The 24,674-nt window shown below is 58.2% G+C and carries 24 protein-coding genes; 9 read left to right on the forward strand and 15 right to left on the reverse strand.

The genetic code is table 11. From position 1 onward, the window contains the following. Positions 1 to 23 precede the first annotated feature (23 nt). A complete protein-coding gene (locus JDEN_RS09430) occupies positions 24 to 704 on the reverse strand; it encodes a response regulator transcription factor (protein ID WP_015772142.1) in 681 nt (226 codons plus the stop codon). A 154-nt stretch (positions 705 to 858) separates the two neighbouring features. Here JDEN_RS09430 and JDEN_RS09435 point away from each other — a divergent pair, with 154 nt between their 5' ends. The 4 genes from JDEN_RS09435 (at position 859) to JDEN_RS09450 (ending at position 6,419) form a co-directional block, all read left to right on the forward strand. Continuing rightward, positions 859 to 2,088, forward strand: coding sequence for a sensor histidine kinase (locus JDEN_RS09435; RefSeq protein WP_041288418.1), 1,230 nt, complete (start codon positions 859 to 861; stop codon positions 2,086 to 2,088). A 10-nt stretch (positions 2,089 to 2,098) separates the two neighbouring features. Beyond that, a complete protein-coding gene (locus tag JDEN_RS09440) occupies positions 2,099 to 2,800 on the forward strand; it encodes a response regulator (RefSeq protein ID WP_015772144.1) in 702 nt (233 codons plus the stop codon). A 192-nt stretch (positions 2,801 to 2,992) separates the two neighbouring features. Beyond that, positions 2,993 to 3,769 carry an ABC transporter ATP-binding protein gene (locus tag JDEN_RS09445; protein WP_015772145.1) on the forward strand — a complete coding sequence of 259 codons (777 nt, stop codon included), beginning with the start codon at positions 2,993 to 2,995 and terminating at the stop codon, positions 3,767 to 3,769. Positions 3,770 to 3,806: 37 nt separating this feature from the next. Next, complete coding sequence (locus tag JDEN_RS09450) at positions 3,807 to 6,419, forward strand: FtsX-like permease family protein (RefSeq protein WP_169304106.1); 2,613 nt, start codon at positions 3,807 to 3,809, stop codon at positions 6,417 to 6,419. 38 nt (positions 6,420 to 6,457) lie between these two features. Here JDEN_RS09450 and JDEN_RS09455 read toward each other — a convergent pair whose 3' ends face one another. Beyond that, complete coding sequence (locus tag JDEN_RS09455) at positions 6,458 to 6,901, reverse strand: hypothetical protein (RefSeq protein WP_041287900.1); 444 nt, start codon at positions 6,899 to 6,901, stop codon at positions 6,458 to 6,460. A 377-nt stretch (positions 6,902 to 7,278) separates the two neighbouring features. On the opposite strand from JDEN_RS09455, the gene JDEN_RS09460 reads away from it, so the two are divergent. Next, positions 7,279 to 7,527 carry a WhiB family transcriptional regulator gene (locus JDEN_RS09460; protein WP_015772148.1) on the forward strand — a complete coding sequence of 83 codons (249 nt, stop codon included), beginning with the start codon at positions 7,279 to 7,281 and terminating at the stop codon, positions 7,525 to 7,527. A 108-nt stretch (positions 7,528 to 7,635) separates the two neighbouring features. Here the strand turns inward: JDEN_RS09460 and JDEN_RS09465 are convergent, their stop codons facing one another. From JDEN_RS09465 to JDEN_RS09490, 6 genes are all read right to left on the reverse strand, one after another. Further along, positions 7,636 to 8,688, reverse strand: a complete 1,053-nt coding sequence (locus JDEN_RS09465; protein ID WP_041287901.1) for a LacI family DNA-binding transcriptional regulator — start codon at positions 8,686 to 8,688, stop codon at positions 7,636 to 7,638. A gap of 59 nt (positions 8,689 to 8,747) precedes the next feature. Beyond that, positions 8,748 to 10,214, reverse strand: coding sequence for a GH1 family beta-glucosidase (locus JDEN_RS09470; protein WP_015772150.1), 1,467 nt, complete (start codon positions 10,212 to 10,214; stop codon positions 8,748 to 8,750). Then, a complete protein-coding gene (locus tag JDEN_RS09475) occupies positions 10,211 to 11,131 on the reverse strand; it encodes a carbohydrate ABC transporter permease (protein WP_015772151.1) in 921 nt (306 codons plus the stop codon). The genes JDEN_RS09470 and JDEN_RS09475 overlap by 4 nt, the downstream gene beginning before the upstream one ends. Further along, positions 11,128 to 12,138, reverse strand: coding sequence for a carbohydrate ABC transporter permease (locus JDEN_RS09480; RefSeq protein WP_041288419.1), 1,011 nt, complete (start codon positions 12,136 to 12,138; stop codon positions 11,128 to 11,130). The genes JDEN_RS09475 and JDEN_RS09480 overlap by 4 nt, the downstream gene beginning before the upstream one ends. A 161-nt stretch (positions 12,139 to 12,299) precedes the next feature. Further along, positions 12,300 to 13,640, reverse strand: a complete 1,341-nt coding sequence (locus JDEN_RS09485) for an ABC transporter substrate-binding protein (RefSeq protein WP_015772153.1) — start codon at positions 13,638 to 13,640, stop codon at positions 12,300 to 12,302. 416 nt (positions 13,641 to 14,056) lie between these two features. Then, positions 14,057 to 14,548 (reverse strand): DUF2505 domain-containing protein, encoded by a 492-nt coding sequence (locus JDEN_RS09490; protein WP_015772154.1) that lies wholly within the window; start codon positions 14,546 to 14,548, stop codon positions 14,057 to 14,059. A gap of 67 nt (positions 14,549 to 14,615) precedes the next feature. On the opposite strand from JDEN_RS09490, the gene JDEN_RS09495 reads away from it, so the two are divergent. Continuing rightward, a complete protein-coding gene (locus tag JDEN_RS09495; protein WP_015772155.1) occupies positions 14,616 to 16,070 on the forward strand; it encodes a sensor histidine kinase in 1,455 nt (484 codons plus the stop codon). A 79-nt stretch (positions 16,071 to 16,149) separates the two neighbouring features. Here the strand turns inward: JDEN_RS09495 and hemQ are convergent, their stop codons facing one another. The 3 genes from hemQ to JDEN_RS09510 form a co-directional block, all read right to left on the reverse strand. After that, positions 16,150 to 16,875, reverse strand: a complete 726-nt coding sequence (hemQ, locus tag JDEN_RS09500; RefSeq protein ID WP_015772156.1) for a hydrogen peroxide-dependent heme synthase — start codon at positions 16,873 to 16,875, stop codon at positions 16,150 to 16,152. Positions 16,876 to 16,936: 61 nt separating this feature from the next. Next, positions 16,937 to 18,088 (reverse strand): ferrochelatase, encoded by a 1,152-nt coding sequence (locus JDEN_RS09505; protein WP_015772157.1) that lies wholly within the window; start codon positions 18,086 to 18,088, stop codon positions 16,937 to 16,939. A gap of 137 nt (positions 18,089 to 18,225) precedes the next feature. Beyond that, entirely contained in the window at positions 18,226 to 18,987 is a 762-nt protein-coding gene (locus JDEN_RS09510) for an isoprenyl transferase (protein ID WP_041288420.1), read from the reverse strand. Between the two features lie 161 nt (positions 18,988 to 19,148). Here JDEN_RS09510 and trhA point away from each other — a divergent pair, with 161 nt between their 5' ends. Beyond that, positions 19,149 to 19,973 (forward strand): PAQR family membrane homeostasis protein TrhA, encoded by an 825-nt coding sequence (trhA, locus tag JDEN_RS09515; protein ID WP_015772159.1) that lies wholly within the window; start codon positions 19,149 to 19,151, stop codon positions 19,971 to 19,973. A 3-nt stretch (positions 19,974 to 19,976) separates the two neighbouring features. On the opposite strand, the gene JDEN_RS09520 is transcribed toward trhA, so the two are convergent. The 3 genes from JDEN_RS09520 to mca are packed head-to-tail and all read right to left on the reverse strand — an operon-like array spanning position 19,977 to position 22,017. After that, positions 19,977 to 20,759 (reverse strand): carbon-nitrogen hydrolase family protein, encoded by a 783-nt coding sequence (locus JDEN_RS09520; protein ID WP_015772160.1) that lies wholly within the window; start codon positions 20,757 to 20,759, stop codon positions 19,977 to 19,979. Next, positions 20,756 to 21,130 (reverse strand): hypothetical protein, encoded by a 375-nt coding sequence (locus JDEN_RS09525; RefSeq protein ID WP_015772161.1) that lies wholly within the window; start codon positions 21,128 to 21,130, stop codon positions 20,756 to 20,758. Before JDEN_RS09525 ends, JDEN_RS09520 begins: the two co-directional genes overlap by 4 nt. Positions 21,131 to 21,141: 11 nt before the next feature. After that, entirely contained in the window at positions 21,142 to 22,017 is an 876-nt protein-coding gene (gene mca, locus JDEN_RS09530; RefSeq protein WP_015772162.1) for a mycothiol conjugate amidase Mca, read from the reverse strand. 140 nt (positions 22,018 to 22,157) lie between these two features. Between mca and JDEN_RS13105 the strand changes: the two genes are divergently transcribed. Then, complete coding sequence (locus JDEN_RS13105) at positions 22,158 to 22,625, forward strand: DUF4307 domain-containing protein (protein WP_049754469.1); 468 nt, start codon at positions 22,158 to 22,160, stop codon at positions 22,623 to 22,625. A 251-nt stretch (positions 22,626 to 22,876) separates the two neighbouring features. After that, positions 22,877 to 23,359, forward strand: a complete 483-nt coding sequence (greA, locus tag JDEN_RS09540) for a transcription elongation factor GreA (protein ID WP_015772164.1) — start codon at positions 22,877 to 22,879, stop codon at positions 23,357 to 23,359. A gap of 87 nt (positions 23,360 to 23,446) precedes the next feature. Here greA and ilvA read toward each other — a convergent pair whose 3' ends face one another. Then, positions 23,447 to 24,673 carry a threonine ammonia-lyase gene (gene ilvA, locus JDEN_RS09545; RefSeq protein WP_015772165.1) on the reverse strand — a complete coding sequence of 409 codons (1,227 nt, stop codon included), beginning with the start codon at positions 24,671 to 24,673 and terminating at the stop codon, positions 23,447 to 23,449. Position 24,674: the final 1 nt, after the last annotated feature.

Genomic DNA, 24,674 nt, shown 5'->3' on the forward strand with positions numbered 1-24,674 from the left:
CGAGCACACACTCATGCAACAGCTCAGTGGCTGGCCTCGAACCGAAAACCTAGCCCACGCACGGTGGTGATGTAACGCGGGTTGTTCGCGTCATCATTGAGTTTGCGGCGCAACCACGACACATGCATGTCGAGCGTTTTGGTGGAACCAATTGGTTCTGATCCCCATACCTCACGCATAAGAATGTCTCGTCCAACGACAGAACCAGCTTGCGACACCAAAACGCGCAGAAGTTCAAATTCTTTGGTGGTCAAATGGAGTTCCCGCCCGTCTTGGAATGCGCGGTGGGCGGCGACATCGACTTTGACGTCCTGTGCTGTGATTTCTTCAGATTCGGTGGGGTCGCCATGGGTGCGGCGCAGTAGTGCCCGCACTCGGGCAAGGAGCTCAGCAAGGCGGAAAGGCTTGGTGACGTAGTCGTCTGCTCCGGCATCGAGACCGACAACAAGATCAACTTCGTCTGCTCGGGCTGTCAGGACAAGAACAGGTGTGGTGAGTCCCTTCTGTCGGATTGCGCGGGCAACCTCCAAACCGTCCATGTCAGGTAACCCCAAGTCAAGAACGACAAGATCAGCGGCACCCGCGTGATCGATTGCTCCTTGACCGGTCCCCTGCACGACGACGTTGTACCCCTCGCGCCCCAATGCGCGGGCGAGCGGCTCAGAGATCGCTGGGTCGTCTTCTGCCAACAAAACGTGGGTCATGTGCCTATGTTAGGTCATGAATTGGCATGTTGGCTGTTATTGAAGTCCCAAGAAGATGTCGCGCTCTGTGTGCGTACCGTCTTTGTGCGGCGCGTTGTCAGGGGAATACCGCAGGATGATCCGTCGTGGAGGTGACCAACCGTACAGTGGTCACATGGATTGGTACACGCGCTATGGTGAGTGGAGTGATGAGAATCGTGACCGGCTCGATATTGCAATCACCGGTGTTGTCCTCCTCATTGGGGTTCCCCTTGCTGTAGCCACAGGGCGCGGCAGTGAATGGTTTTTTGGGTTCGACACTATTGGGGCGTGGTCGGGTGTTTTTGCGTTTCTCATGCTCGCCCCTTTTGCGCTCCGGCATCGATACCCGGTCCCGGTAGTCGCTTTAGTCTTTACCGTCGCGTTTTTGCACATGCTTCTGGGGCCGCCTCTCCCCCCAGCGGCAGTTGTCGCCGTGCCGATAGCGCTGTACAACACTGCAGCTCATGGCCCCGTATGGGGGCATCGCGTGGCACTTGTCGCGTCATTTTTGGGGGCTAGCTTTTTTGCGTTTCTCATGGCTGACGGACGCGATCGGTTTGCCACCATCGTCTTCCTGTTCTTTACATTGAGTTTACTGTTTTTCGCTGTGTGGTCATTAGGACTCATGCGCCGAGCGCGCATCGCACACATCCGTGCGCTTTCTGACCGCAACAGAGCCCTAGAATCCGAACAAGACCGCCAAAAAGAACTCGGAGCAGTCGCTGAGCGCACCCGCATCGCCCGCGAGATGCATGACATTGTTGCCCACTCCCTCTCTGTCATGATCGCCCAAGCCGACGGCGGTCGGTATGCTGCCGCCACGAATCCCGACCTCGCGGCAACTGCACTGACCACCATCGCCGAAACAGGCAGAGCAGCCCTTGCCGATATGCGCCGTCTCTTGGGTGTACTACGCGAAGGCGATAGCCCACCAGGCGCCGGCACATCCCTGGGGGAACTCACCCCACAACCAGCCGAAGAATCACTGGAATCCCTGGTCAACCAGATCCGCGCATCGGGAGTCAGGGTATCCCTCATCCGGATGGGCCAACCGCGCACCCTGCCCCCAGGAGCGGGTCTTACTGTGTATCGGGTGTGCCAAGAAGCACTGACAAACATTCTCAAACATGCTGGCCCCGACCCCACAGTCACCGTCCACATCACCTGGGCAGCCACCTCCCTGACCCTGACCATCGAAGACGACGGTCGCGGTGTTGCGGCAGCCAACGACGGGCAAGGTATGGGCCTGCTTGGTATGCGCGAACGCGCCGCCCTCTTTGGAGGCGATGTGACTACCGGCCCACGCCCCGGAGGTGGGTTCCGAGTGTCGCTGACGCTCCCCCTGCCCGACAACGCCCAGTAACATCAAACCCATGATCACCCAACCCGACATCAAAGTCGCGATCGTCGACGACCAACAACTCCTGCGCGCAGGATTCTCCATGGTCATCGGATCACAACCCGACCTGACCGTTGTCGCTGAAGCAGGCGACGGGCGCAGCGCACTCGACACCCTGCGCAACCTCGACGTGGACGTCGTCCTGATGGATATCCGCATGCCAGAACTAGACGGCCTCGCCGCCACCGCCCAACTCGTTGAGCATTGGACACGAACCCGCCCAGACACCGCACCACGGATCATCATCCTCACCACATTCGACCTTGATGAGTACGCGCTCGAAGCCATCCGCGCTGGCGCTTCCGGTTTCCTCCTCAAAGATGCTCCACCAGAAGAAATGCTCAACGCCATCCGCACCGTGTACTCGGGGGACGCCGTCATCGCACCATCCACCACCAAGCGGCTCCTCGGTCGCATGATCACCCCACTTCCTACCGAAACACTGGAATCCTCGCCGCAAGCAAGCACCATCGCTAGTCTCACCGACCGTGAACGCGACGTCATGCTGCTCATCGCCAAAGGGAAAAGCAACACTGAGATCGCCAGGGAACTTTTTGTCGCAGAAGCCACCGTGAAAACCCATGTTGGTCGCATCCTGCAAAAGTTCGGCGCCCGAGACCGGGTGCAAATTGTGGTCGCAGCCTACGAGAACGGTCTGGTCCGCCCAGGCGAGTAACCACAGGGCTGATCAGGGTAACGTCCCCCCAGGGGCGCATCGGGAAGTGGAGTCAGGTGCGACCGTAGTGGGAGAACCCGGCGGCGAGAAAGCGCCCTAGGCGCGACGCGCAACAAAGGGTGCGGTTCCTAGTGTGGAAGGTAGTCGGGCATGGTGCCTCGACAGTCACAGTCCTACGCGCAAGGAGCACGAATGTCTGCGTCACATACGCACAGTTCACAGATCGCGGTGTCGGCCCGCGGGTTAACAAAGCACTACGGGCACGGCGGTTCTGTCGTCAAGGCTCTTGACGGTGTGGATATCGATTTTTCTGCTGGCCAGTTCACAGCCATTATGGGTCCGTCTGGTTCGGGAAAGTCCACCCTCATGCACTTGCTCGCCGGGTTGGACTCCGCCTCATCAGGGCACGCCTACTTGGGTGACACTGAGGTGACAGCCCTCAACGACGACCAACTCACCATGCTGCGGCGTGACCGGGTGGGGTTCGTGTTTCAGTCATTTAACTTGCTGCCCATGTTCACCGCTGAAGCGAACATTTTCTTGCCCTTGACGTTGGCAAACAAAAAAATCACCGCTGACGACCGAGCATGGTTGCACCAACTCGCTGAAACTCTGGGACTGTCTGACCGCCTGGACCACCGCCCCTCCGAACTCTCCGGTGGTCAGCAGCAGCGTGTCGCAATCGCGCGGGCACTCATCACGAAACCTGACGTGATTTTCGCTGACGAACCGACCGGGAACTTGGATTCTCGTTCCGGTGCTGAAGTGCTGTCATTCCTGCGAACCTCAGTGCGCGAACTTGGGCGCACGATCATTATGGTGACGCACGACCCAGGTGCAGCCGCCTACGCTGATCGCGTTGTTCTTCTTGCTGATGGGCAAATCGCCGGCGACATCCACGAACCGACACCTGAGTCAGTTCTTGCAGGTCTTGACGCGTTGCGCACCTATTCCGCAACGGCAGTGTGAGGGCAGATCACTCATGTTACAAGTCACGCTTTATCAAATGCGCAAGAACGTGGGCCGTTTAACGGCTGCAGGGATTGCAATTCTCATTGGAACCGCGTTTGTTGCGGCGACCTTTGTTGCCGGCCAGTTGCTGGTGGCAACGTCCACCAACGCCATGACCACGGAGTTTGGCGACTCTGACATGGTGGTCCTGGGCGACTACCAGAAGGACTCTGGGGAATGGGTCAATGAACCGCTCACCCAAGATGACCTCTACACGGTTGCTAGCACGCAGGGGGTGGCCACTGTGTCGGCCACGTCCGCGTACTGGTTCCAGGTGACTGCTGGGCAAAAGTCCGACTATGTGAAACCCACCTTTACCTCTGAAGATGACCGACTTGTGGTTCCTCATCTGGACACAGGGGCTGTCCCAACCCAGGATGGCCAGGTGGCGTTGGACGCCAACATTGCGGAACGGTTGGAGGTCTCTGACGGAGACACCATCACCATGCTTGGTGGTGATGACACCTCATCAGGTGTGTCGTTGACGGTCACCGGAACAACGAGCGACCCGTCGGGGGCGTTTGTCGCCACAGGTGGGGGCGCTTTGATGACCCCAGGAACCCTCCAGCTGATTCTAAATGCTGCCGGTGACGACAGTGATGCACCGTTCTCGACATTGATGTTCACAGTGGACGACGATGCTGTTCCTGCCACTATTGCCGATGCGCTGGCTGGGTCGGTCGATGGACGTCCAGTATTGACGATCGACCAGTATGCGGAACAGCAACTGAGTTCGTTGACCGGTCAAGCCAACATCATGACGATGATCGTGTTGATGTTCGCCGCGATCGCTCTGTTTGTTGCTGGGCTGGTGATCTCTAATACGTTCCAGGTGTTGGTGGCACAACGCGCACACACTTTGGCGTTGCTGCGGTGTGTGGGAGCGAACCGGAAGCAGATCCGAAATTCTGTCCTTGTCGAAGCAACACTTTTGGGCGTGGCCTCGTCCCTGGCTGGGATCCTCGCAGGCATTGGCCTGGTCCAGGGTGTCTTGCTGGTGTTGACTCAGCTTGAGGTGTCCACGTCAATCCCGGACACGGTCACGATCCCGCTGACAGCCGTGTGGGTTCCTCTTGTTGTGGGTACCCTGGTCACGGTTCTTGCCGCTCTGGTTCCCGCACGCATCGCCACAAAAGTTTCTCCGCTCGCGGCACTTCGCCCACAAGAAGGAGCGGGCGAAGGTGGTCGCCGCGTGGGGATTCTGCGACTCATCACCTCTGGGCTGTTGACTGTTGGTGGGGGCGCTTTGCTTGCTGGTTCTCTCGTGATGGCAAAGGATTCCACCGAACTTGGTCCTCTTGTCGCTGTGGGGATCCTTGGCGGGGCACTCACCTTCATTGGACTCATCACCTCCTCGATGCTGTGGATGCCCAAGGTTGTGTCCACAGTGGGCAACCTGTTCAACAAGCTGGGGGCGCCAGCGAAACTTGCCAGTGCGAACACGATGCGCAACCCACGGCGCACAGCAGCAACATCGACGGCTTTGTTCATTGGAGTCACCCTGGTTGCCATGCTGTCAGTAGGGGCCGCAACAACCCGCGCCACGATGAATACAGAACTGGACAACCAGTTCCCTGTGGATGCGATCGCGGAAACGTGGGGCAGTGACAACACCATCGCCTCAGACGCGGATGTGGAACGCACTGTGCGCGACCTACAAGCAATTGATGGGATTAACACGGTTGCGTATGGACGCAACGTGGCACTCGCATCAGAGTTCCCCGGCGAGAACAGCGACGGATACCCCAACCGTCAAGTGACCGCGGTGAACCCTGACGAGTTCAGGGCAGCGCTTCGTGACCCCTCTCTGGCTGCGATGGTCACAGAAGGTACGTATCTGCTTGGGGCATGGGATGACGCCACACACGTCAAGGACACCGCATCGTTCTGGGTTGCTCCCACGTCGAATGACGCCGGAGACCTCCCTCCCGCTGCGGAACAGCCTGGCTACAGCAACGCGCACAGTCTGACTATCGCCAAAGGGTTTGGGCATAGCTACGGGATCATCACTGACACTGACCTTGATGCGATCCTCGCGTCAGATCCCACCGGGGACACCCACCCCACGGCAACCTTCTTCATCAAGGTTGACGACGTGAACAATGCTGGCGACGCCATGAACGCCGTCCGTGACTACTTCGGCGAAGACAACGTCAGCGTGACCGGGCTCGTCCTTGAACGCGAGTTCTATCAAAAGGCCATTGACGTGATGCTTCTTGTCCTGGTGGGCCTGCTTGGTGTCGCCGTCCTCATTGCACTCATCGGTGTTGCCAACACACTGTCTCTCTCTGTCATTGAACGGCGACGCGAATCAGCCACCTTGAGGGCTGTGGGAATGTCCAAACGACAACTTCGACATTCGCTGGGGATCGAGGGAATGCTCATCGCAGGAATTGGGGCGTTCGTCGGAGTGCTTGTCGGCGCGCTGTACGCATGGTTAGGGGCGCAACTCCTCTTCGGTGGATTCGCAACCCCCATCTTTACGGTGCGAATCTGGGACATCGTCCTCATTATGGCTGTGTCGATCGGAGCTGGACTGCTCGCCTCAGTTGTCCCTGCACGCGGTGCAGCACGCACCTCCCCCGTTGCAGCGCTTGCAGTGGAATGATGCGCTGAATTGTCCACAGCGCACGGAGGGGCCTCACATCAACCAGGTGTGGGGCCCTGACGCGATTCTGGTCCGCGCATCCCTGTGAACCGTGTGACCTCAGAGGAAAACAACAGCACTAAGACCAGCACACACCACACAATGACCGTGACCCCAGTGGCTGTCACTCCAGCTTGGAGAAGAGAAACCCCGACAAGAATCGCAAGAAGCTGGATGGTGATAAGTGGACCTCGAGACCACGCCTGGGCATAGCCAAGCGCTTTGACGCTCGCCGTCATCAAGGCTGCGCCGCCTGCGGAGCACACGAGCAATGCCACAGCGATTCCCACATGTTCAGCGCCGCCTGTCATGAGGGAGACCGCGCCGATCGCTGTGTACCCCCACAAAGCCAGCGCTTCGAGCCCTGTAGCGATGAGAAGAGCAACGACAAGACCAGGACGCGGGGTGCGCCACCATGACGGCGCAGACGTGGCAGGGGGCATGCGCACTAGCCTACCGGGCACCCTGCACGTCAAGCACATAACACCGCCCGAAAGCAAAAACAATGCAGACTATTCACCCTGCCGCATTGATTGACCATATGCCGAGATCGAAACAATTTGTTTACACACAAAACAGCATTCCGTCAAGCACCTAATGGATACGTTATTACTGATCAGGACAAATGCACGGGGACTCTATACCATTGATCACCGCTGTGACCAAAACCTCACGGAGCGTTCACATAATTCCTCCCACGAACCCTTGTGCCCCCACCAAAGAAAGTGTGAACCTAGTGAGGACGTGTTTCCCGTTTTCTTTCCGGACCACTCCACTTCCATCAGGTGTTGAGTGGTCTTTACCTGCCCAAGGAGTTGCAATGGATTGGCGCCACCGTGCCGCGTGTCTGGACGAAGACCCAGAACTGTTCTTCCCCATCGGGAACACAGGTCCGGCTCTACTCCAGATCGAAGAGGCAAAGGCCGTCTGCCGTCGGTGCGACGTCGTTGACACCTGCCTCAAGTGGGCTATTGAGTCCGGTCAAGACGCCGGAGTGTGGGGCGGGCTTTCCGAAGACGAACGCCGCGCCCTGAAACGACGCACAGCACGCGCCCGTCGCGCGAGCTAACACGCAGAGCAACGACGTGCGGCCTCCCCGGTCATCGGGGAGGCCGCACGTCGTTGCTCTATCAGACAGCGTCACACAACAGCGAGCCACCTTCAGGCCCACACCGCATTAACTTGAAGCGCGTTCCACAAGAACAGTGGGTAACACAATCATGTTGCCTTCACGCACGACACCAGCCGTATCCAAACCAGCATGCCGCTCATCAGCAGTAATGTAACCAAGAATGAACAACAGCTCAGAAGTCGCCCACTTCGCCATCTCCGACACGGGGTTGACCACCGTCGTCAAAGGTGGCATCGCTGTCGCCGCTACCCCCAAATCGTCATACCCCACCACGGCAACATCCTCAGGGACGCGCCTGCCATGCTTTTCAAGGACCCGTAACGCCCCCACAGCCATCAAGTCCGACCCAGCAAACACCGCGTCAATACTGGGATCCTCCGCAAGGATGTCTTCCATCGCAGCCACCCCCATCACCGAGGTGAACTCACCCCCACGCACAGGACCTGGCGCAACACCCGCGGCAGCCAAAGCCTGACGCCACCCACTCGCCCGGTCTTCCCCCGCAGTCATGTCAGAAGGACCAGAAATATGAGCAATACGACGACACCCCCGCGACAACAAATGTTCAGTCGCAACACGCCCACCGGCCACATTGTCCACGTCGACAGTAGTTAATTCAGAGGCACGCGAAAAAGGGCGACCCACAAAAACAGACGGCAACCGCGATTTCAACACCAACTCTTCCAGCTGATCTTCGCGGTGGTGAGACACAACAATCGCCCCATCCACGTGACCATTCATGAGATAACGTGAAATCCGGGCAGACGAATCACCCGGCTGAGATATCAGCAACACAAGCTGAATATCAGACTCTTTCAACGCCGAGTTGATACCCCGTATCGTCGCGGCGAAAAACGGGTCAGACAACACCCGAACATCGGGTTCAGGAACCACCAACGCGATCGACTCAGTCCGACGCGTCACCAACGAGCGTGCCGCCCGGTTGGGGATATACCCCAACCGGGCGATCGCAGCATCAACTGCCGCTTGAGCCTCAGGAGAGACCTTCGAACCGCCATTAATAGCGCGTGACGCAGTCGAGCGGGACACACCCGCAGCGAGTGCCACCTCTTCCAGCGTGGGAATACGGTTACTCATCACTTTTTGTGCCCTCTTCTCGACTACCTCTCCCCGAGGCAGTATATGCGGGACAACCCCTACCGTGCTGGGACCGTATTCGTTGTGGCAACAGTGCGGTACCACTCACCAGAGGCCTTCACCGTACGCTCCAGGGTTTCGTAGTTCACTCGCACGATCCCAAAACGCTTGTGGTAACCCCACGCCCACTCATAGTTGTCCAGCAACGACCAGGCGAAATACCCGTGAACCGGGACACCACTCTCAATCGCTTCATGGACAGCACGTAGGTGCAGATCGTAGAAGTTCAACCGGTTCTGGTCATCCACAAAGTCATTGTCATCTGCCACATCATCAAACGCGCAACCGTTCTCCGTTATGTACAGTTTGACACCTGCTGGCCCGGTGTATTCCGCGTGCAAACGTCGCAACAAACGAGTTAACCCTTCAGGTTGGATCTCCCAATCCTGGTCCGTCACCGGCAACCCACGAGGGTGCACGTACACACCATCCGCCGCAGGGTACGGAGAACGAGTCTCCCGTTCCACTGGCGCATCGCCAACCAGCGAATCAGGTGGCGGAGTCTTCGAGTTCGCTTCGCCATGGTAGTAATTCACACCCAACGCATCGATCGGAGTGGAAATAATCTCCAAGTCACCATCGTGAACGACCTTGTCAAAGCCCTCACGCAAACCCACTGCGGCTAGGTCCTCCAACAGATCAGCAGGATACTCGCCACGGAAAATCGGATCAGCAAACACGCGGTTAAACTGAGCGTCAATTCGGCGAGCCGCATCAACATCATCAGGGTTTGACGGGTCAACCGGGTCTGGAACCGTGAAGTTCAGTGTGATACCCAGCTCAGCGTCAGGGGCTGCTGACCGCAACTCTTGGATGGTCTTACCATGTGCAAGAAGAAGGTGGTGCGCTGCAGCCAACCCATCAGCTGGCGAGGTACGCCCAGGGGCATGAACTCCCGCCGTGTAGGACAAGAACGATGAGCACCATGGCTCATTCAACGTTGTCCACACCCGGACCCGGTCACCCAACGCGTCATGAACCGTCATCGCATACTCGACAAACAAGTCCACGACGTCGCGGTTTGCCCAGCCGCCTTGATCTTCTAACGCCTGAGGAAGATCCCAGTGGTACAGCGTCAGCCACGGCAAAATGTTGTTGTCCAACAAGGAATCAACAAGTCGCGAATAGTAATCCAGCCCCTGCGCATTCACGCCTTCCGGACCGCTGACCCCATCAGGTCGTACCCGAGCCCACGACGTGGAAAACCGATAGGTTTGGATACCAAGGTCAGCCATTAACTTCGCGTCATCGGCATATCGGTGGTATTGATCGCAAGCGACATCACCGTTGTGCGCATCGAGGACCGCACCAGGAACTCGGGAGAAAGTGTCCCAAATGGAATCGCGGCGCCCATCTTCATGAGCTGCGCCCTCCACCTGGTAGGCGGCCGTTGCTGCTCCCCACAAAAAACCATCGGGGAAGGTGACGGAACGGTCAGTGGGCGGGGTGTAAGAAAAGGATGTCATCCCTTCACAGCTCCTTGCATAATACCGGCAACGAGTTGACGTCCGGCGAGGAAGAACAAAACGAGTAGTGGTGCAGTCGAAATTGCCACACCAGCCATAATGAGCGAGTAATCAGTGTGGTACCCAGACTGCAACAGCTTCGTCACCATAGGCAATGTGGGGTTCTGCTGGTTCAAAATAATGAACGGCCAGAAATAGTTGACCCACGACCCAATAAATGTGAACAACGCAAGCATGGCCGCTGCTGGGCGGGCTGCCGGTACCGCGACATGCCAGAATGTGCGGATCATGGAAGCACCATCCACGCGGGCGGCTTCCACCAACTCATAGGGCAACGCATTCTCGAGGTATTGCGTCATCCAGAACACACCAAAGGCAGTGACAAGACCCGGCACAATCACCGCAATGATCTTTCCTGACCAGCCAAGTTGGGACATCACGATGAAGAGCGGAACCACACCCAACTGCACAGGGACGGCCATTGTTGCGATCACAAAGACGAGCAGTGGCCCACGACCACGGAAGCTGAGCTTCGCAAAGGAGTACCCAGCAAGAGTGGAAAAAATCACCACAGAAACAGACTGAATCACCGCGATGATCAGCGAGTTCGTGAAACCTTTAAGAACAGGGATCGCGCCATTAAAGACTTTGTCGATGTTCTCAAAGAAGTTTCCTTGCGGAATCCATGACGGGATGATTGATCGAGAAATCGTGACCTGGTCCGAGGAAGCCAACAGCACCACGTAGTACAGCGGGAAAATCGAGATGAGGATCACCAGGCTCAACAGGAGGTAAGTCACCCATCCAGGTCGGCGCTGGGTACCGCCCACGGAGACACGCCGACGTTTGCGTTGCCACTCAGCAGCTGCCTTCCCTGACGTTTGAGCAATAACAGGAAGTGATGTCGGAGAAGTCATCGCTTGACTCCCTTCTTGACCTTTTTAGGTGTTCGGCTGCCGGAGGTCGAAATTTTTGAGGTGATGAAGAAGTTGATGATCCCGATCACGACAATGATGAGGAAGAGCAACCACGCCACAGCCGCAGCTCGCCCAAAGTTGAGTTGGTTACCCCAACCGAGCTCGTGAATGTACATGGTCAAGGTGAGCCACTGCTTATCGGCACCACCAGTACCTTGCGTGTCGAACGCCCGTGCCTCATCGAAGATTTGCAATCCACCGATCGTGGAGGTGATCACGACGAAAATGATGGTCGCGCGAAGCTGCGGGATCGTAATGGAGAAGAACTGACGCAAACGGCCAGCACCATCAATGATCGCGGCCTCATACAAGTCAGAGGGGATCGCCTGCATAGCCGCGAGGAAGATGAGCGTGTTGTAACCGGTCCACCGGAAGTTCACCATGGTAGCGATGGCAAAGTGCGACGGGATGACATCAGAGTGCCAGCGGATGGGCCCCATCCCCAACAGATCAAGCAGCCCGTTCGCAAGACCGTACTGGTCAGCAAAAATTCGACCGAAGATCAGACCAACCGCAATGGGCGCCACGATGTAGGGCAAGAGCACACCCATGCGCCAGAAAGTTTTTGCGCGAAGGTTCGCGTTGAGGATCGCGGCGATAATAATGGCAGCGATTACCTGCGGCACGGAGGACAGCAGGAAGATGGAGAACGTGTTGCGAAGCGCTTTCCAGAAGGACGTTTGATCCAACACGGCCGCGAAGTTCTCAAGGCCGACAAAGTCGCCTTGCCCGCCCAAGGTGTGCCACTGGTGAACGGAAATGTACCCCGTATACAGCAGGGGGAACAGTCCTGTGATCGCAAACAGGATGAAGAACGGGGAAATGTAAAGGTAGGGTGACACCTTCACGTCCCAGCGTCCAAGCCGTTGGCTGAACGCGATGCGAGTGGGTCGCCGATCCGGGCTCGACTTTGCCCGTGGCGCTTGTGGTGGTGACTGCACAGCCATGATGTCCTTCGAGATGCGTTGCGTCATACGACGGCGGATGTGTCGTTCTGGTGGTCTCACAGTGAGCGCCGGGAATCGCGTCGCCGCGACTCCCGGCGCTATCACCGATGAGGCTTTGATTCACACTCAAGGAGGTGAATCGTGTGAACCCGGTATCGGGATCACATCACCCCGAGTTCGTTGAACGCTGAGACTGCCTTGTCCCATGACGCTGCTGCATCGTCTGACTGCTCAACATCAACACGCTTGAGAGCGTCTGAGATTGTCGAGTTGATCTTGAAGTAGTTGGGGCCTTTGTATGGCAGGGTCGATGCGTCAATGTTCTGAGCACGGTTGGAGAAGATCTGACCGACAGGGGCGCCACTCATAAAGTCGTTTGTGGCTTCCAGAAGGTCAGGGGCCGACAGTGCTTCGCCCTGGCTTGGGAAGGTTCCTGCGTTGTTGAAGGCTTTGATTTGCTGTTCTGGTGCCGTCAACCATGCAGCCAGTTTCTTTGCTTCTTCGACGTGTTCACCAGCTGCAGGAACGGTGAGGAACGAGCCACCCCAGTTCGCACCGCCACCAGGGAAGACGTCAGCAACGTCCCATCCTTCAACACCACCGGAGTTCGATTCGATGGGGCCGGTCATCCAAGCTGGGCACAGCATGGTAGCAAAACCGTTGTTTTGGAATGCAGCATTCCAGTCTTCGCTCCACTGCTCGTAGCCTGCTGAAAGCTTCTCTGATGCAGCAGTGACCTGGTCGTAGGCCGCCTTGATCTCGGTGTTTTGTGCGAGATCTTTGGCAGTTCCGTCTGCCTTGTTTTCGTAAGGTTCTGGAATCTGTGCGACAATGCCTTGCCAGATCGCGCCTGCGGAGTCAAACCATGGGACGTCTGACTTCGCGGCAAATTCTTCACCGGCTTTGAAGTAGGAGTCCCAGGTTGCGCCATCTCCACCGATCATGTCGGCGACAGCTTCACGGGATCCGTCGAAGCCAGCTTCTTCGAAGAGGTCGGAGCGGTAGCAGATAGCCTGTGGGCCAATGTCAGTACCGTAACCAATGAGCTTGCCGTCGGTGGTGCGCCCTTGTGCTTCTTTCCAGTCGAGCCAACGACCGTCAATGCCTTCGACTCCTTCGAGGTCAGCGAAGCTGTCCTTGACGATCTCGAGTTCTGGCATCCAGTCGATCTCGATTGCTTCAATGTCAGCAAGACCGGTGCCGCCTGCTGCCATTTTTGTGGTCAGGTTGAGGCGGGCGTCGTCTGACTTGGCTGCAACGTTTTGCTCAACCTTCACGTTGGGGTTGAGGTCTGTGTACTCCTGGAGGAGTTCGTCGGTGTAGCCGAAGTTGTTGAAGGTAGCGATGGTCAGTGTGATTTGCTCACCCGATGCGTCGCCGCCCCCTGTTGTTTCGTTGTCGTTTGGTTCGGTGTCTCCAGAGCACGCAGCGAGGCCGAGTGCGAGGACGGAGACACCTGCGACAGCTGCCGTGAACCGGCGCGTGCGGGTAGTGCGGATCATTCGAGGACTCCTTTGTCAACGAACACGGCGGGGCCGTGCCTGTGCTGGTTGTCTGCAACCAGACGGTGTCCGTGACTGGTCGCAGGGCGGGTGCTTCCAGATCGTTCTGGTAGCGCTCCCACCGTTCCCCTGAATCATGCGTGGGAGCGTTTCCACCTGTCAAGCACGCATTTCCCTACCGATCGGTTGAATCACGGTCAGATGCGGCATCACTACAGGTCAAACACCTATGCGAGCCACGAAGGTTACACAACCGTAATCATTTTGTAACCTCATGAAAAGCGACTGGCGCGGCGTCAACGCCCCGTCACACAACAACCCGGTGGGAACGTTCCCACCGGGTTGACTACATCATGACATGAGGTCAGTCTGCCTCGCACATCGCCCAGAACCACAGACCACGCTTCTCCGACTGACTACACCATGTCTGCAAAAGCCGCTGCCTCATCATGAATTGTTGCCACCACAACGTCACGAACCGCCCGTTCCACCATGTCAGCGAACAACGGAACCGAGGCTGTCACATCACCCATCCACACAATTTCACAAGTCTCACCCCGTGGTTGAAGCGTAACTTTCCCGTTCATCACCACCGGAACACCGCCAGCCCGAATCGCAAATGTCCCAATCCGAGTGTCATCATCGGGGTACTTTTCCGCCCACGCTTCCACGACAACAATGTCAACCTGAGCAGGAACAAAACCGCGCATCGCTCCAGGCAACAACTCACTGGACACCCGGCGTACTTGTTCAATAGTGAATGCCCCACCCTCAACAGGGACGACTGAAATGCTGATGAGATCCGCATTCACACGCTCTGCCGCTTTGCGTAACAGTGATTCATCCGTGCGCAATTCCATGGCACGGTCCACGCTGACAGGCAAGGCCACTTGTGTGGTGAATTCCATGATCTCCTCGATTCATTCATCGTCATGTCACCCGCACAGTGACAACAACTCAGTCTAGGCTTATTCTGTGTCAACTCTCAGCGACCTCGTCGAACGCTACGGCTACCTTGAACCTCACCAAGTGGAGTGGCTCCACCTCCTTGTGGGCGATTGGCAACTCATTTCCGACTTGGCGTTCGCTGACCTGGTCCTGTGGCTTCCTACAGACGACGGCAATTTTGTTGCCCTCGCCCAGTGCCGCCCATCAACAGGGGCTACAGTCCATTATGACGATATTGTGGGCACAATGGCGCCCGACACGGTGCGTTCCCAATTAGAGAAAGCACTCGTCGAGGAGTCCATCCAACGCTCCCGCGAACCGCGCTGGTTTGGTACCTACGCAGTGCGCGAAGAAGCGGTGCCAGTGAACTGCCACGGCCACACCATTGCGGTTGTTGCCCGCCAAACAAACTTAGGTGCAGGTCGTACACCTTCACGCATGGAAATGAACTATGTGGAAGCCGCCGACGACCTCATGACGATGATTGCGGCATCCGAATTCCCTCACCCCGATGCGGCAACTGGGTCACGGCGTGGAGCTCCGCGGGTGGGTGACGGGTTGTTGCGGCTCAATGCTGAGGGGGATGTTCTCTACGCAAGCCCTAACGCGTTATCGTGCTTTCACCGGCTCGGCGTGCTGGGGCCCCTGGTGGGGCAATCGTTGGTTGAGGTCACCGCTGACCTCATTGAACACAAAGTCCCTGTTGATGAGTCCATGCCATTGGTCATGATGGGACGCGCCCCGTGGCGAACTGACATCGAGTCTAAAGGTGTGTGTTTGTCGGTCCGCGCAGTGCCGTTGATGGAAAACCATGAGCGAATCGGTGCAGTCCTGATGTGTCGTGATGTGTCTGAGCTGCGCCGCAGAGAGCGTGAGTTAATTACCAAGGACGCCACGATTCGCGAAATTCACCACCGTGTGAAGAACAACTTGCAAACCGTGGCTGCCCTGTTGCGTCTGCAAGCTCGACGGATGACAGTTCCGGAGGCCCGTGAGGCGCTCGAGGAAGCGATGCGCCGGGTGTCGACGATCGCGCTGGTGCATGATTCGTTGTCACAGACCCTTGATGAAGAAGTTGAGTTTGATGTCATGGTGGGGCGTGCTTTACGGCTCGCAGCCGATGTTGCTTCTGCTGGTGTGTCCGTCCGCACGATTCAGCGTGGTGAGTTCGGGCTGATTCCGGCGCAAACAGCGACCCCACTTGCGTTGGTGCTCACTGAGTTGGTGACCAACGCGGTGGAGCATGGTTTGTCTGGGCAAACTGGTGGCACAGTAGAGATCCGGGCGGAACGCACAGGGCAGCATTTGCGTGTGGACGTCCTCGACGACGGTATGGGATTAGGTGACTCAGGCTCGCCTTCGTCCGGTCTCGGTACCACCATTGTGCGAACCTTGGTCAGTAATGAGTTGCAGGGCGACATCGAGTGGGCGCCTCGTGACCTGGGTGGAACCAGAGTGACGATCACGTGCGACTTACTGTGATAGTGCCCCAGGTCCTTTGACCAATTCACACCTCGACAGTGGGCACGAGTTGATCGTGCTCACTGTCGAGGTGAGCAGTTTATTCTCCGTAGGCGGATGTGGGCTGACTGTCAGCCCAATCGTGCAGGTCGATGCGCGGCCCGGTGAAGAAGGGGACTTCTTCGCGGACGTGCATCCGTGCGTCCACTGCCCGGAGGTCGCGCATGAGGTCAACGATGCGGTCGAGTTGGGGAGCTTCAAACGCGAGGAGCCATTCGTAGTCGCCGAGCGCGAACGCGGAGACTGTGTTTGCCCGAACATCAGCGTAGTCTGCTGCGGCTTCCCCGTGTTCGCGGAGCATCCTGCTGCGCTCCGCAGGGTCGAGAATGTACCACTCGTAGGATCGCACGAATGGGTAGACACAAATGTATTGTCCTGGGGTTTCATCAGCCATGAAGGCGGGGACGTGGCCCCGGTTGAATTCTGCGGCTCGGTGGAGTCCCACATTGGACCAGACTGGTTCGAGGCAGCGACCAAATTCGCTTGCTCGTAGTCGTTGGTAGGCGCCTTGGACGTCTTCGATGCTCGCCCCGTGCCACCACACCATGAGGTCAGCGTCGGCGCGCATACCTGAAATGTTGTACCACCCACGGACGGTGAGGTCTGTCTCGATTCCTACTGATGCGCCTCCGACGGCAGTGAGCGCGTCATCGATGAGTGCGCGACGTTCGGTGGCATTGTCGGGCAGGGTTGTGGCGAGTTGAAAGACCGACCACATGGTGTAGCGGACAGTGGAATTGATGGCATCGTGATCAACTGCAGACATCGTGCTCTCTTCTTGGTGGTTGTTGGCTCCATATGGAACTGGCAGGCGGTACTACTAGGTGCTAGCGGCAGCGTGGTGCGTCTTCTCCGGCGACTGCTGGGGTCCCGCTGGGGTTGTCGTGAACCTGCAGGCAGCCAGCTGCGGGGCACGGGGAGGGGAAAGCAGGTACGTCGGTTGTGGTGACTTCGGTGATGTGTTCCCCGCGCGCGAGGGCTGCGCGTTCTTCGATGAGGTCAACCAGACCGGAAACGAAGGCAGGGTGGGTACCTGCGGTTGCGGCGCGGGTCGCAGCGATTCCGAGGCGTTCGCAGGTGGCGAGCGCTTCAGTGTCGAGATCGTAGATGACTTCCATGTGGTCGGAGATGAATCCGATGGGCGCGATAACAACGGATGTGACACCTTGGTCGGCGAGCGTTTCGAGGTGGTCGTTGATATCAGGTTCGAGCCAGGGTTGATGCGGTGGGCCAGAACGAGAGCAGTAGGCGAGGCTCCAGGGAGCGTCGGGCGTTCGTGCTGCTGTCATCCCGTGGTGCGCCTCGGCGGTGAGGCGTGAGTTGATTTCGCGGGCGACGGCGAGGTGTTGCGCGCTGTAGCTGGCGCTGTGGTGGGCTCCTGAAGCACGTTCCATCGCGTCAGGAATGGAGTGGGTGACATAGACGATGTGCGTGTTGGGATCGTGGTTCGCCAATGCGTGGGCAACCGCGTCGGTGTTGGCTGTGATAAACCCTGGGTGGTTGAAGTACACCCGAACTTTGTCAAAGACGGTGGCGTCCTCGGTGAGGTTCCCGTTGTCGTCGATGTCGCCGCGGCGTTGTTGAACAACGGCCATGTCTTCGCGGTATTGGCGGCAGCCGGAGTAAGACGCGTAAGCGGAAGTGATGAGCATGGCTGCTCGGCGGGCTCCGTGTTCCGCAAGCTCTGTCAGTGCGTCGTTGGTGTAGGGCTCCCAGTTGCGGTTACCCCAGACGATGGGGATGGTATGGCCGCGTGCTGCGAGTTCTTTCTCGAGCGCGGTTTTCAGGGCGATGTTTTGCTCATTGATGGGGCTTTTGCCACCAAAACCGTAATAGTGTTGTCCCACTTCCGCGAGACGCTCGTCGGGGATTCCTTTGCCTTGTGTGACATTGCGCAGGAAAGGAACGACGTCTTCAGGGTGGTTGGGGCCACCAAAGGAGTACAACAGGACGGCATCATATGGGGAGAGGCTTCGCACTCTCCTATGGTGTCACTCTTATCGCGATCACGGCGGCGATAATTGGGACTTCTCACCCAAAGGTTGTGTGATTTTGTTACGGCAGACCGTCAGAATGTCAGTATGCGTCGACCGATGCCCCTGCTAGAGCATCGCCATTATCGTCCGAGTCGGCGTTCCCGGGTGGAGAAGGCGCGCAGCGCTCGCAGGTAGTCAACGCGCCGGAAATCGGGCCAGAAGGCTTCACAGAAGTAGAATTCTGAGTGCGCGGATTGCCACAGGAGGAATCCGCCGAGGCGTTGTTCACCGGAGGTACGAATGACAAGTTCAGGGTCAGGCTGCCCTTTGGTGTAGAGGTGGTTGGCGATGTCGTCAACGCACATCCGGCTCATCGCATCTGCCAGACTGAGGCCTTGTTCGTCGTAGGTGTGCAGAAGTGATTTCACGGCGTCAGCTATTTCGTGGCGACCACCGTATCCAATGGCCACATTGACGTGAAGTCCGTCGATGTGTCGAGTGGATTCTTCATAACGACGCAGGTCGCGCGCAAGATCGTCGGGCAGAAGGTCAAGCTTCCCAACGACCCGCAGGCGCCATCGGCCTTCGTTGGCTAGCTCACGTACCGCATCGGAAATGATAGAAAGCAGTGCGTGCAGTTCCTCGGCTGGGCGGTGCAGGTTATCGGTGGATAGCATCCACAGGGTCACCACCTCGACGCCAAGCTCTTCGCTCCAGGTGAGAAAATCGGCGATTTTGTCTGCGCCGCGCCGGTGCCCGGTGGCGGCGGGTTCACCAAAGGACTTTGCCCAGCGGCGGTTACCATCGAGAATGACACCGACATGGCGAGGAATGGTCTGCGGGGGCAGCCGTCTGGCTATACGCTCTTCGTACAGCGAGTAGAGGAATTGCTCGAGCTTCACGTCGACGGTGCCTTTCATCGGACTTGGGGCGAGCGCCCTTACCAGAGTAAAGGAGTGTGTCCACTTACTGTGACGTTCGCGGGAATACCCCGGAAATTGTTATCGGAATCTTCACACGATGACAACCTACGCCGGCGTAGGTTACGCTACCGTAGGTAAGGATGAGTGACACCAACATGACGAATAACAACACCAACCACGACGACCCGCCCCACGGAGACCCCATGGCTGACACCCCACCTCCCGCCCGGCGGCAACCCTTTGACGCCAGCCACCACGCACAAGAAGCAGCCCGCCAAGCGAGTCTCGCCGCCGAAAAAGCCGCCGACCAGGTCAGTCACGCACTCAACGCCATGAAGCCCAAGCTTCGTGGCTGGATCCACGCAGGAACTTTTCCCCTCGCACTTGCTGCAGGGATCCTCCTCATCGTCTTGGCCCCCGCTACTGCCCCCAAAGTTGCCGCAACAGTCTTCGCAGTCTCATCCTGGCTCCTGTTTGGCACATCAGCCGTCTACCACCGCGGTAACTGGAGCCCAGCTGTCCTTGCTGCACTAAGGCGGTGGGACCACTCCAACATCTTCCTCATCATCGCGGGAACCTACACCCCACTAGCAGTCATCCTCCTCCCCCAAAGCACCGCCACAATCCTCCTCATTGTCGTCTGGAGTGGGGCACTGCTTGGACTGGCTGCACGGATCATCTGGTTAGGCGCGCCCCGTTGGGTGTACGTTCCCATCTACATTGCCCTGGGGTGGGTCGCCCTGTGGTTCCTCCCCAACTTCTGGACCAGTGGTGGCCCCGCTGTTGTCTGGCTCGTCGCAGGCGGCGGACTCGCCTACACCCTCGGGGCCTTGGTTTACGGCCTCAAACGCCCCAACCCCAGCCCACTCTGGTTTGGGTTCCACGAAATATTCCACGTCTTCACCGTGATCGGGTTCTTCTGCCACTACGTGGCTGTCCTCATCGCAGTCCTCGCGCTGCGCTAAGGCTCAATACACCCGGTTACTTAACGACGGGTTCCGTTCCCGCGCATCGGCAATCAGTGTGCGTGTCACTTCCACTGACACCACATGACGTCCATGCGCGGCACCAACAGCAGTGGTGCCATCAGGAAAAACAATGCGCGTATCCCCACACACGCCACGACCATCCAGTGCCGCACCGACCATCACTACCGTGTTCTCGATCGCACGAGCAGCCAGCAGCGTCCGCCAATGATGCAGTTTGTTTGGCCCAGCAACCCACGCAGCCGGGTTCACGACAATGTCAGCGCCCGCATCGATACGCCGCCGGGTCAGCTCAGGAAAGCGCAGGTCATAACACGTTTGCAACCCCACGGAGAACTCCCCCACCGAAAAAACGCCCTCTTGCGCTACATCCCCCTGCTCCAGGTGGTCCGACTCTCGATACCCAAACGCATCGTACAGGTGCACTTTGTCGTAGGTGGCCTGTACCGCACCCTCAGCAACCACCACCAGCGTGTTCACCGGATGCCGATGCGCCGGCCGAGTGAGCCCTGCCACCACAGTCACGGACGCATCAGCAGTCCACCGCGCTAGCAACTGCACAAACGGGCCATCAAGTGGTTCCGCCGCGTGAGCAGGCACCCCGCGCGGGTCGTAATAGTGGGAGTACTCCGGCAACACCAGCAGGTCAACCCCTTGGTCGCGTGCATCATCAAGACACTCCCGCACTTGAGCACGCATCACCTCGTGGTCCGCAGCAGCCATAAGCTGCCCCGCGCCAACCCTGAGCCCCACAGTCGACGTCACGGCGTCGCAGACGTGTCATCACCTGACTGAGAAGGCGGTGAGGTTCGCTTCCCTCGCGTCGGCGCTGGACCATCAAACACCGCAGTCACCTTTGTCTCATGACCAGAAGAGTGAGTTACCCGGCGGATCTGACGGGACAACAACAGAAACAACCCAGTCACCGCCACAGCCACCGCAAAAATCGCAAGGAACCCCACCAACCCAGGTGACACATCGGTTTCCTTCAGTCCAGGACGCAGCACCTCCGGTCCTGTGGACGCACCAGGTACCGGTTCCACCGTCTCAGCAGTGGACTCCGGCGCGCTAGCCTGCCCCTCCGAAACGATCACAGCACTAGGAACATCGCCCTGCCACGAAAGCACAATCGCCATGACAAGTCCTCTCAGTCGTTGCGGATACCTGCGAAGAGATCATCTTCGGGCACGGACGTTGGTACATGGGACACAGCCAGCTCATACTCCTCCACCGGCCACACCTGACGTTCCACCTCACGTGGAACCGCAAAGAAAAAGCCCTGCGGGTCAATCTGGGTAGCATGCGCACGTAACGCCGCGTCACGGTGGTCAAAAAAATCAGCGCACTCCACCCGGGTTGTGGCCTGACGCTCGGGAATCTCACGCGCTTCACGCGACTCTACCCAGCCACCATACGGCGACTCAAGCCCTGCATCGATCATCGCCCGGTGCAAAGTGGACACCCTATTCATCGAAAAATCGTGGTTGTAATACAACTTCAACGGCTGCCACGGCTCACCAGTTCCCACAAATGCGTCTGCATCTCCGGCCGCGTGAAATGCCGCCCATGACACCTCATGGCAGCGGATGTGGTCTGGGTGCGGATACCCACCTGACGGGTCATACGTAGTCACCACATGCGGACGAAACTCCCGCATCACCTCGACTAGCGCCCGCGTTGGCACATCCAACGGTTCCAAGGCAAAACAGCCCGGTGGCAACGGCGGCAACGGGTCCCCCTCAGGCAACCCTGAGTCGATAAACCCCAACCACCGGTGCGACACACCTAACGCCTGAGCAGCGTGACGCATCTCTACCTGACGAATCGCGTTCATCTGTTCAGGTTCCGCCACGACTTCGCCATAATGGGGGTTGAGGATACTACCCCGTTCACCACCCGTACACGTCACGACAAGAACCTCAACACCCTGTGCAGCATAACGGGCCGTTGTTGCGGCGCCTTTACTCGATTCATCATCGGGATGAGCGTGGACAGCCATCAGACGCAGTGGCGACGTGGACACAGTTTTCCTCCTATCGTGGATGGCAACACATACCGCCACCCATGATCGACAATAATAGATAGAACACTGGGATGCGGTGAGCGGATTCCACGATGCCGGCCCGCACGGCGTCATCTGCGTCACGTAAAGTGAGGGGAACAGTGAGTACTGAGGACTTCGAGGTCTACGAACTCGATGAGGAAGACCCTGTTCTTGCTCCCACGTCCCCTGCAGGACCATCTGGCTCACTCACCCCACGCGGCCGGGCGTTCGCTATCGCACTAGGCGTGGCCGCGCTTCTCGTTGCTATTGGTGTGGCAGCCTGGTATGCCTGGGGTGCCCCCACCATTCGTGGGAAAGAAGTGGGCTTCTCCGTCACCAGTTCTGAGTCCATCACCATCACCTTCGATGTGGCGAAACCTCAAGACGTCACCGTCTTGTGTGTCCTGGACGCACTCAACGAGTCCTACGCACAAGTAGGGACAAAGAATGTGCTCATCGGTCCAGCTGAGGTGTTTGAGCAACGATTCAGCACCGACATCCGCACCACCGAAACAGCTGTGACAGCAGTGGTCACATCCTGCAGCGCCGTCGACCCGAACTCAACCGACCTGCCCGCGTCAGACTGATACCCCCCACTTCTCCCGCACATCGCGAGTCTTGCTATAATGGGTTATTCAGTACACGCATCTCTGCGTGGACATGACCTTGAGATGCCCACGAGCGCAGCCTCGCGATGTGTATCCGTCCGATTTTGTCGGCACGCGACCACTCGGCAGCGCACGGGGGCACATTCTTTTTGTGTCAATTACTGAAAGCCGTACCACTGACCAGTATTTTCATGGGCGCGTGTGCGCCCCCATGACGGAAGGAGCGACCTGTGACTGAGGCCAACGTCACCTGGCTCACCCAGGAGGCTTATGACCGCCTTCGCGCTGAGCTCGACCACCTGAGCGGGCCCGCTCGCCAGGAGATCACCAACCGCATTGCCCAAGCCCGCGATGAAGGTGATCTGAAGGAAAATGGTGGCTACCACGCCGCCCGCGAAGAGCAGGGCAAAAACGAAGCCCGAATCCACGAACTTGAGGAAAAACTCCGCAACATCCGGATCGGCACGCCACCCGATGACGGTGTGGTTGAACCTGGAATGATCGTTGTTGCTGACGTTGCTGGCGACGAAATGACCTTCTTGCTAGGGTCGCGCGAAATTGCCGACACCACTGACCTTGACGTCTACTCAGAGCAGTCTCCGCTCGGGAGCGCAATCAATGGGCGCAAAGTCGGCGAATCGACCGCCTACACTGCCCCCAACGGTCGTGACATTGAGGTTGTCATTAAAAGCGCAAAGCCCTACCAGGGGTAAGCACCCCGCACACAGTGAAGGCCGTGACACCCCACCGGGTGCCACGGCCTTTGTCGTATTCACAACCAACGCCTACCCTGACCCATGTCAGGTTGAGGACAAGCGGTACCCACGTGAGCGCATGAACTCCAAGAGCTCCGCGCAGTGTTCCGGCCCTTTGGTTTCCACTTGCATCGTCACCTCCACCTCATCGATGGCAAGGTCCACTCCTGTTCGAACGTGGTCGACGTGCATGATGTTCGCTTTTTGTGACGCCAAGTCAAACAGCATGGTGGCCAGTGCCCCTGGACGATCAATGAGGTTCACTTTCATGACCAGGAACCTCCCTGCAGCAACAAGACCATGGCGCACCACTCGAAGCATCACATTGGGGTCGATGTTGCCACCCGACAGAACTGCCACAACAGGTCCCTCAAACTGTCCAGGGTAAGCCATCAGCGCAGCGACACCGGCAACCCCAGCTGGTTCAACAACAAGTTTCGCGCGTTCCGTGGTGTACAGCAGCGCCCGCGAAATGTCCTCCTCAGATACTGTGACGACCCGGGTTTTCGCCCGTTGCGCGATCTCGAACGGGTGCACCCCTGGCGTGGACACCGCAATTCCGTCTGCCATGGTGGAGGCGACATCGGTTGTCGTGGGTTCCCCGTGCACCAGCGAATGGGTCCACGCCGATGCGCGTGCCGCTTGGACCCCAACGACAGTGACATGGGGCGCGCGTTGAGCACAGTAAGCGGCGACTCCGGCAAGAAGCCCGCCACCCCCCACGGGGACAAGGATCGTGGCAACATCGGGGACCTGGTCAAGGATCTCTCGCGCCACCGTCCCTTGACCAGCAATAATATCGTTGTGGTCAAAGGGGTGGATGAAAGTCGCACCAGTGGCCTGTGCTTCCTGCTTCGCTGCCGTGAGCGCATCGTCAACGCTTGTCCCCACCAGCCTCACCTCAGCACCGTATTCACGGGTCGCGGCGACTTTGGGTAGCGCCGCATCCGATGGCATATACACCACTGCGTTAATTCCTAGCGATGCGGCGGCAACTGCCACCCCCTGTGCGTGGTTCCCGGCGGAAGCAGCCACCACACCCGCGGCCTTTTCTTCTGCGCTCAGGCGAGACATGCGCACGTAGGCGCCACGAACTTTAAACGACCCTGACCGTTGGAGATTCTCACACTTTAGCCAGGTGGGTTGCCCACTGTAGGTGGATAAAGCACGCGAGGACTCAACGGGAGTCACTCTGGCGACTGATTCAAGAAGGGATGCGGCCTCGTCAATGGCACGGGCTGTGACTGGCCACGGTTTGGGTGGAAAGCTCATA

The sequence above is a fragment of the Jonesia denitrificans DSM 20603 genome, from assembly GCF_000024065.1.
Taxonomy (GTDB): domain Bacteria; phylum Actinomycetota; class Actinomycetes; order Actinomycetales; family Cellulomonadaceae; genus Jonesia; species Jonesia denitrificans.

What these genes read in the sequence shown, in the direction of transcription:
- JDEN_RS09430 (WP_015772142.1), bottom strand. Translation starts at nt 704, where the DNA reads ATGACCCACGTTTTGTTGGCAGAAGACGACCCAGCGATCTCTGAGCCG.
- JDEN_RS09435 (WP_041288418.1), top strand. Translation starts at nt 859, where the DNA reads ATGGATTGGTACACGCGCTATGGTGAGTGGAGTGATGAGAATCGTGAC.
- JDEN_RS09440 (WP_015772144.1), top strand. Translation starts at nt 2,099, where the DNA reads ATGATCACCCAACCCGACATCAAAGTCGCGATCGTCGACGACCAACAA.
- JDEN_RS09445 (WP_015772145.1), top strand. Translation starts at nt 2,993, where the DNA reads ATGTCTGCGTCACATACGCACAGTTCACAGATCGCGGTGTCGGCCCGC.
- JDEN_RS09450 (WP_169304106.1), top strand. Translation starts at nt 3,807, where the DNA reads ATGCGCAAGAACGTGGGCCGTTTAACGGCTGCAGGGATTGCAATTCTC.
- JDEN_RS09455 (WP_041287900.1), bottom strand. Translation starts at nt 6,901, where the DNA reads ATGCCCCCTGCCACGTCTGCGCCGTCATGGTGGCGCACCCCGCGTCCT.
- JDEN_RS09460 (WP_015772148.1), top strand. Translation starts at nt 7,279, where the DNA reads ATGGATTGGCGCCACCGTGCCGCGTGTCTGGACGAAGACCCAGAACTG.
- JDEN_RS09465 (WP_041287901.1), bottom strand. Translation starts at nt 8,688, where the DNA reads ATGAGTAACCGTATTCCCACGCTGGAAGAGGTGGCACTCGCTGCGGGT.
- JDEN_RS09470 (WP_015772150.1), bottom strand. Translation starts at nt 10,214, where the DNA reads ATGACATCCTTTTCTTACACCCCGCCCACTGACCGTTCCGTCACCTTC.
- JDEN_RS09475 (WP_015772151.1), bottom strand. Translation starts at nt 11,131, where the DNA reads ATGACTTCTCCGACATCACTTCCTGTTATTGCTCAAACGTCAGGGAAG.
- JDEN_RS09480 (WP_041288419.1), bottom strand. Translation starts at nt 12,138, where the DNA reads ATGGCTGTGCAGTCACCACCACAAGCGCCACGGGCAAAGTCGAGCCCG.
- JDEN_RS09485 (WP_015772153.1), bottom strand. Translation starts at nt 13,640, where the DNA reads ATGATCCGCACTACCCGCACGCGCCGGTTCACGGCAGCTGTCGCAGGT.
- JDEN_RS09490 (WP_015772154.1), bottom strand. Translation starts at nt 14,548, where the DNA reads ATGGAATTCACCACACAAGTGGCCTTGCCTGTCAGCGTGGACCGTGCC.
- hemQ (WP_015772156.1), bottom strand. Translation starts at nt 16,875, where the DNA reads ATGTCTGCAGTTGATCACGATGCCATCAATTCCACTGTCCGCTACACC.
- trhA (WP_015772159.1), top strand. Translation starts at nt 19,149, where the DNA reads ATGAGTGACACCAACATGACGAATAACAACACCAACCACGACGACCCG.
- JDEN_RS09525 (WP_015772161.1), bottom strand. Translation starts at nt 21,130, where the DNA reads ATGGCGATTGTGCTTTCGTGGCAGGGCGATGTTCCTAGTGCTGTGATC.
- ilvA (WP_015772165.1), bottom strand. Translation starts at nt 24,673, where the DNA reads ATGAGCTTTCCACCCAAACCGTGGCCAGTCACAGCCCGTGCCATTGAC.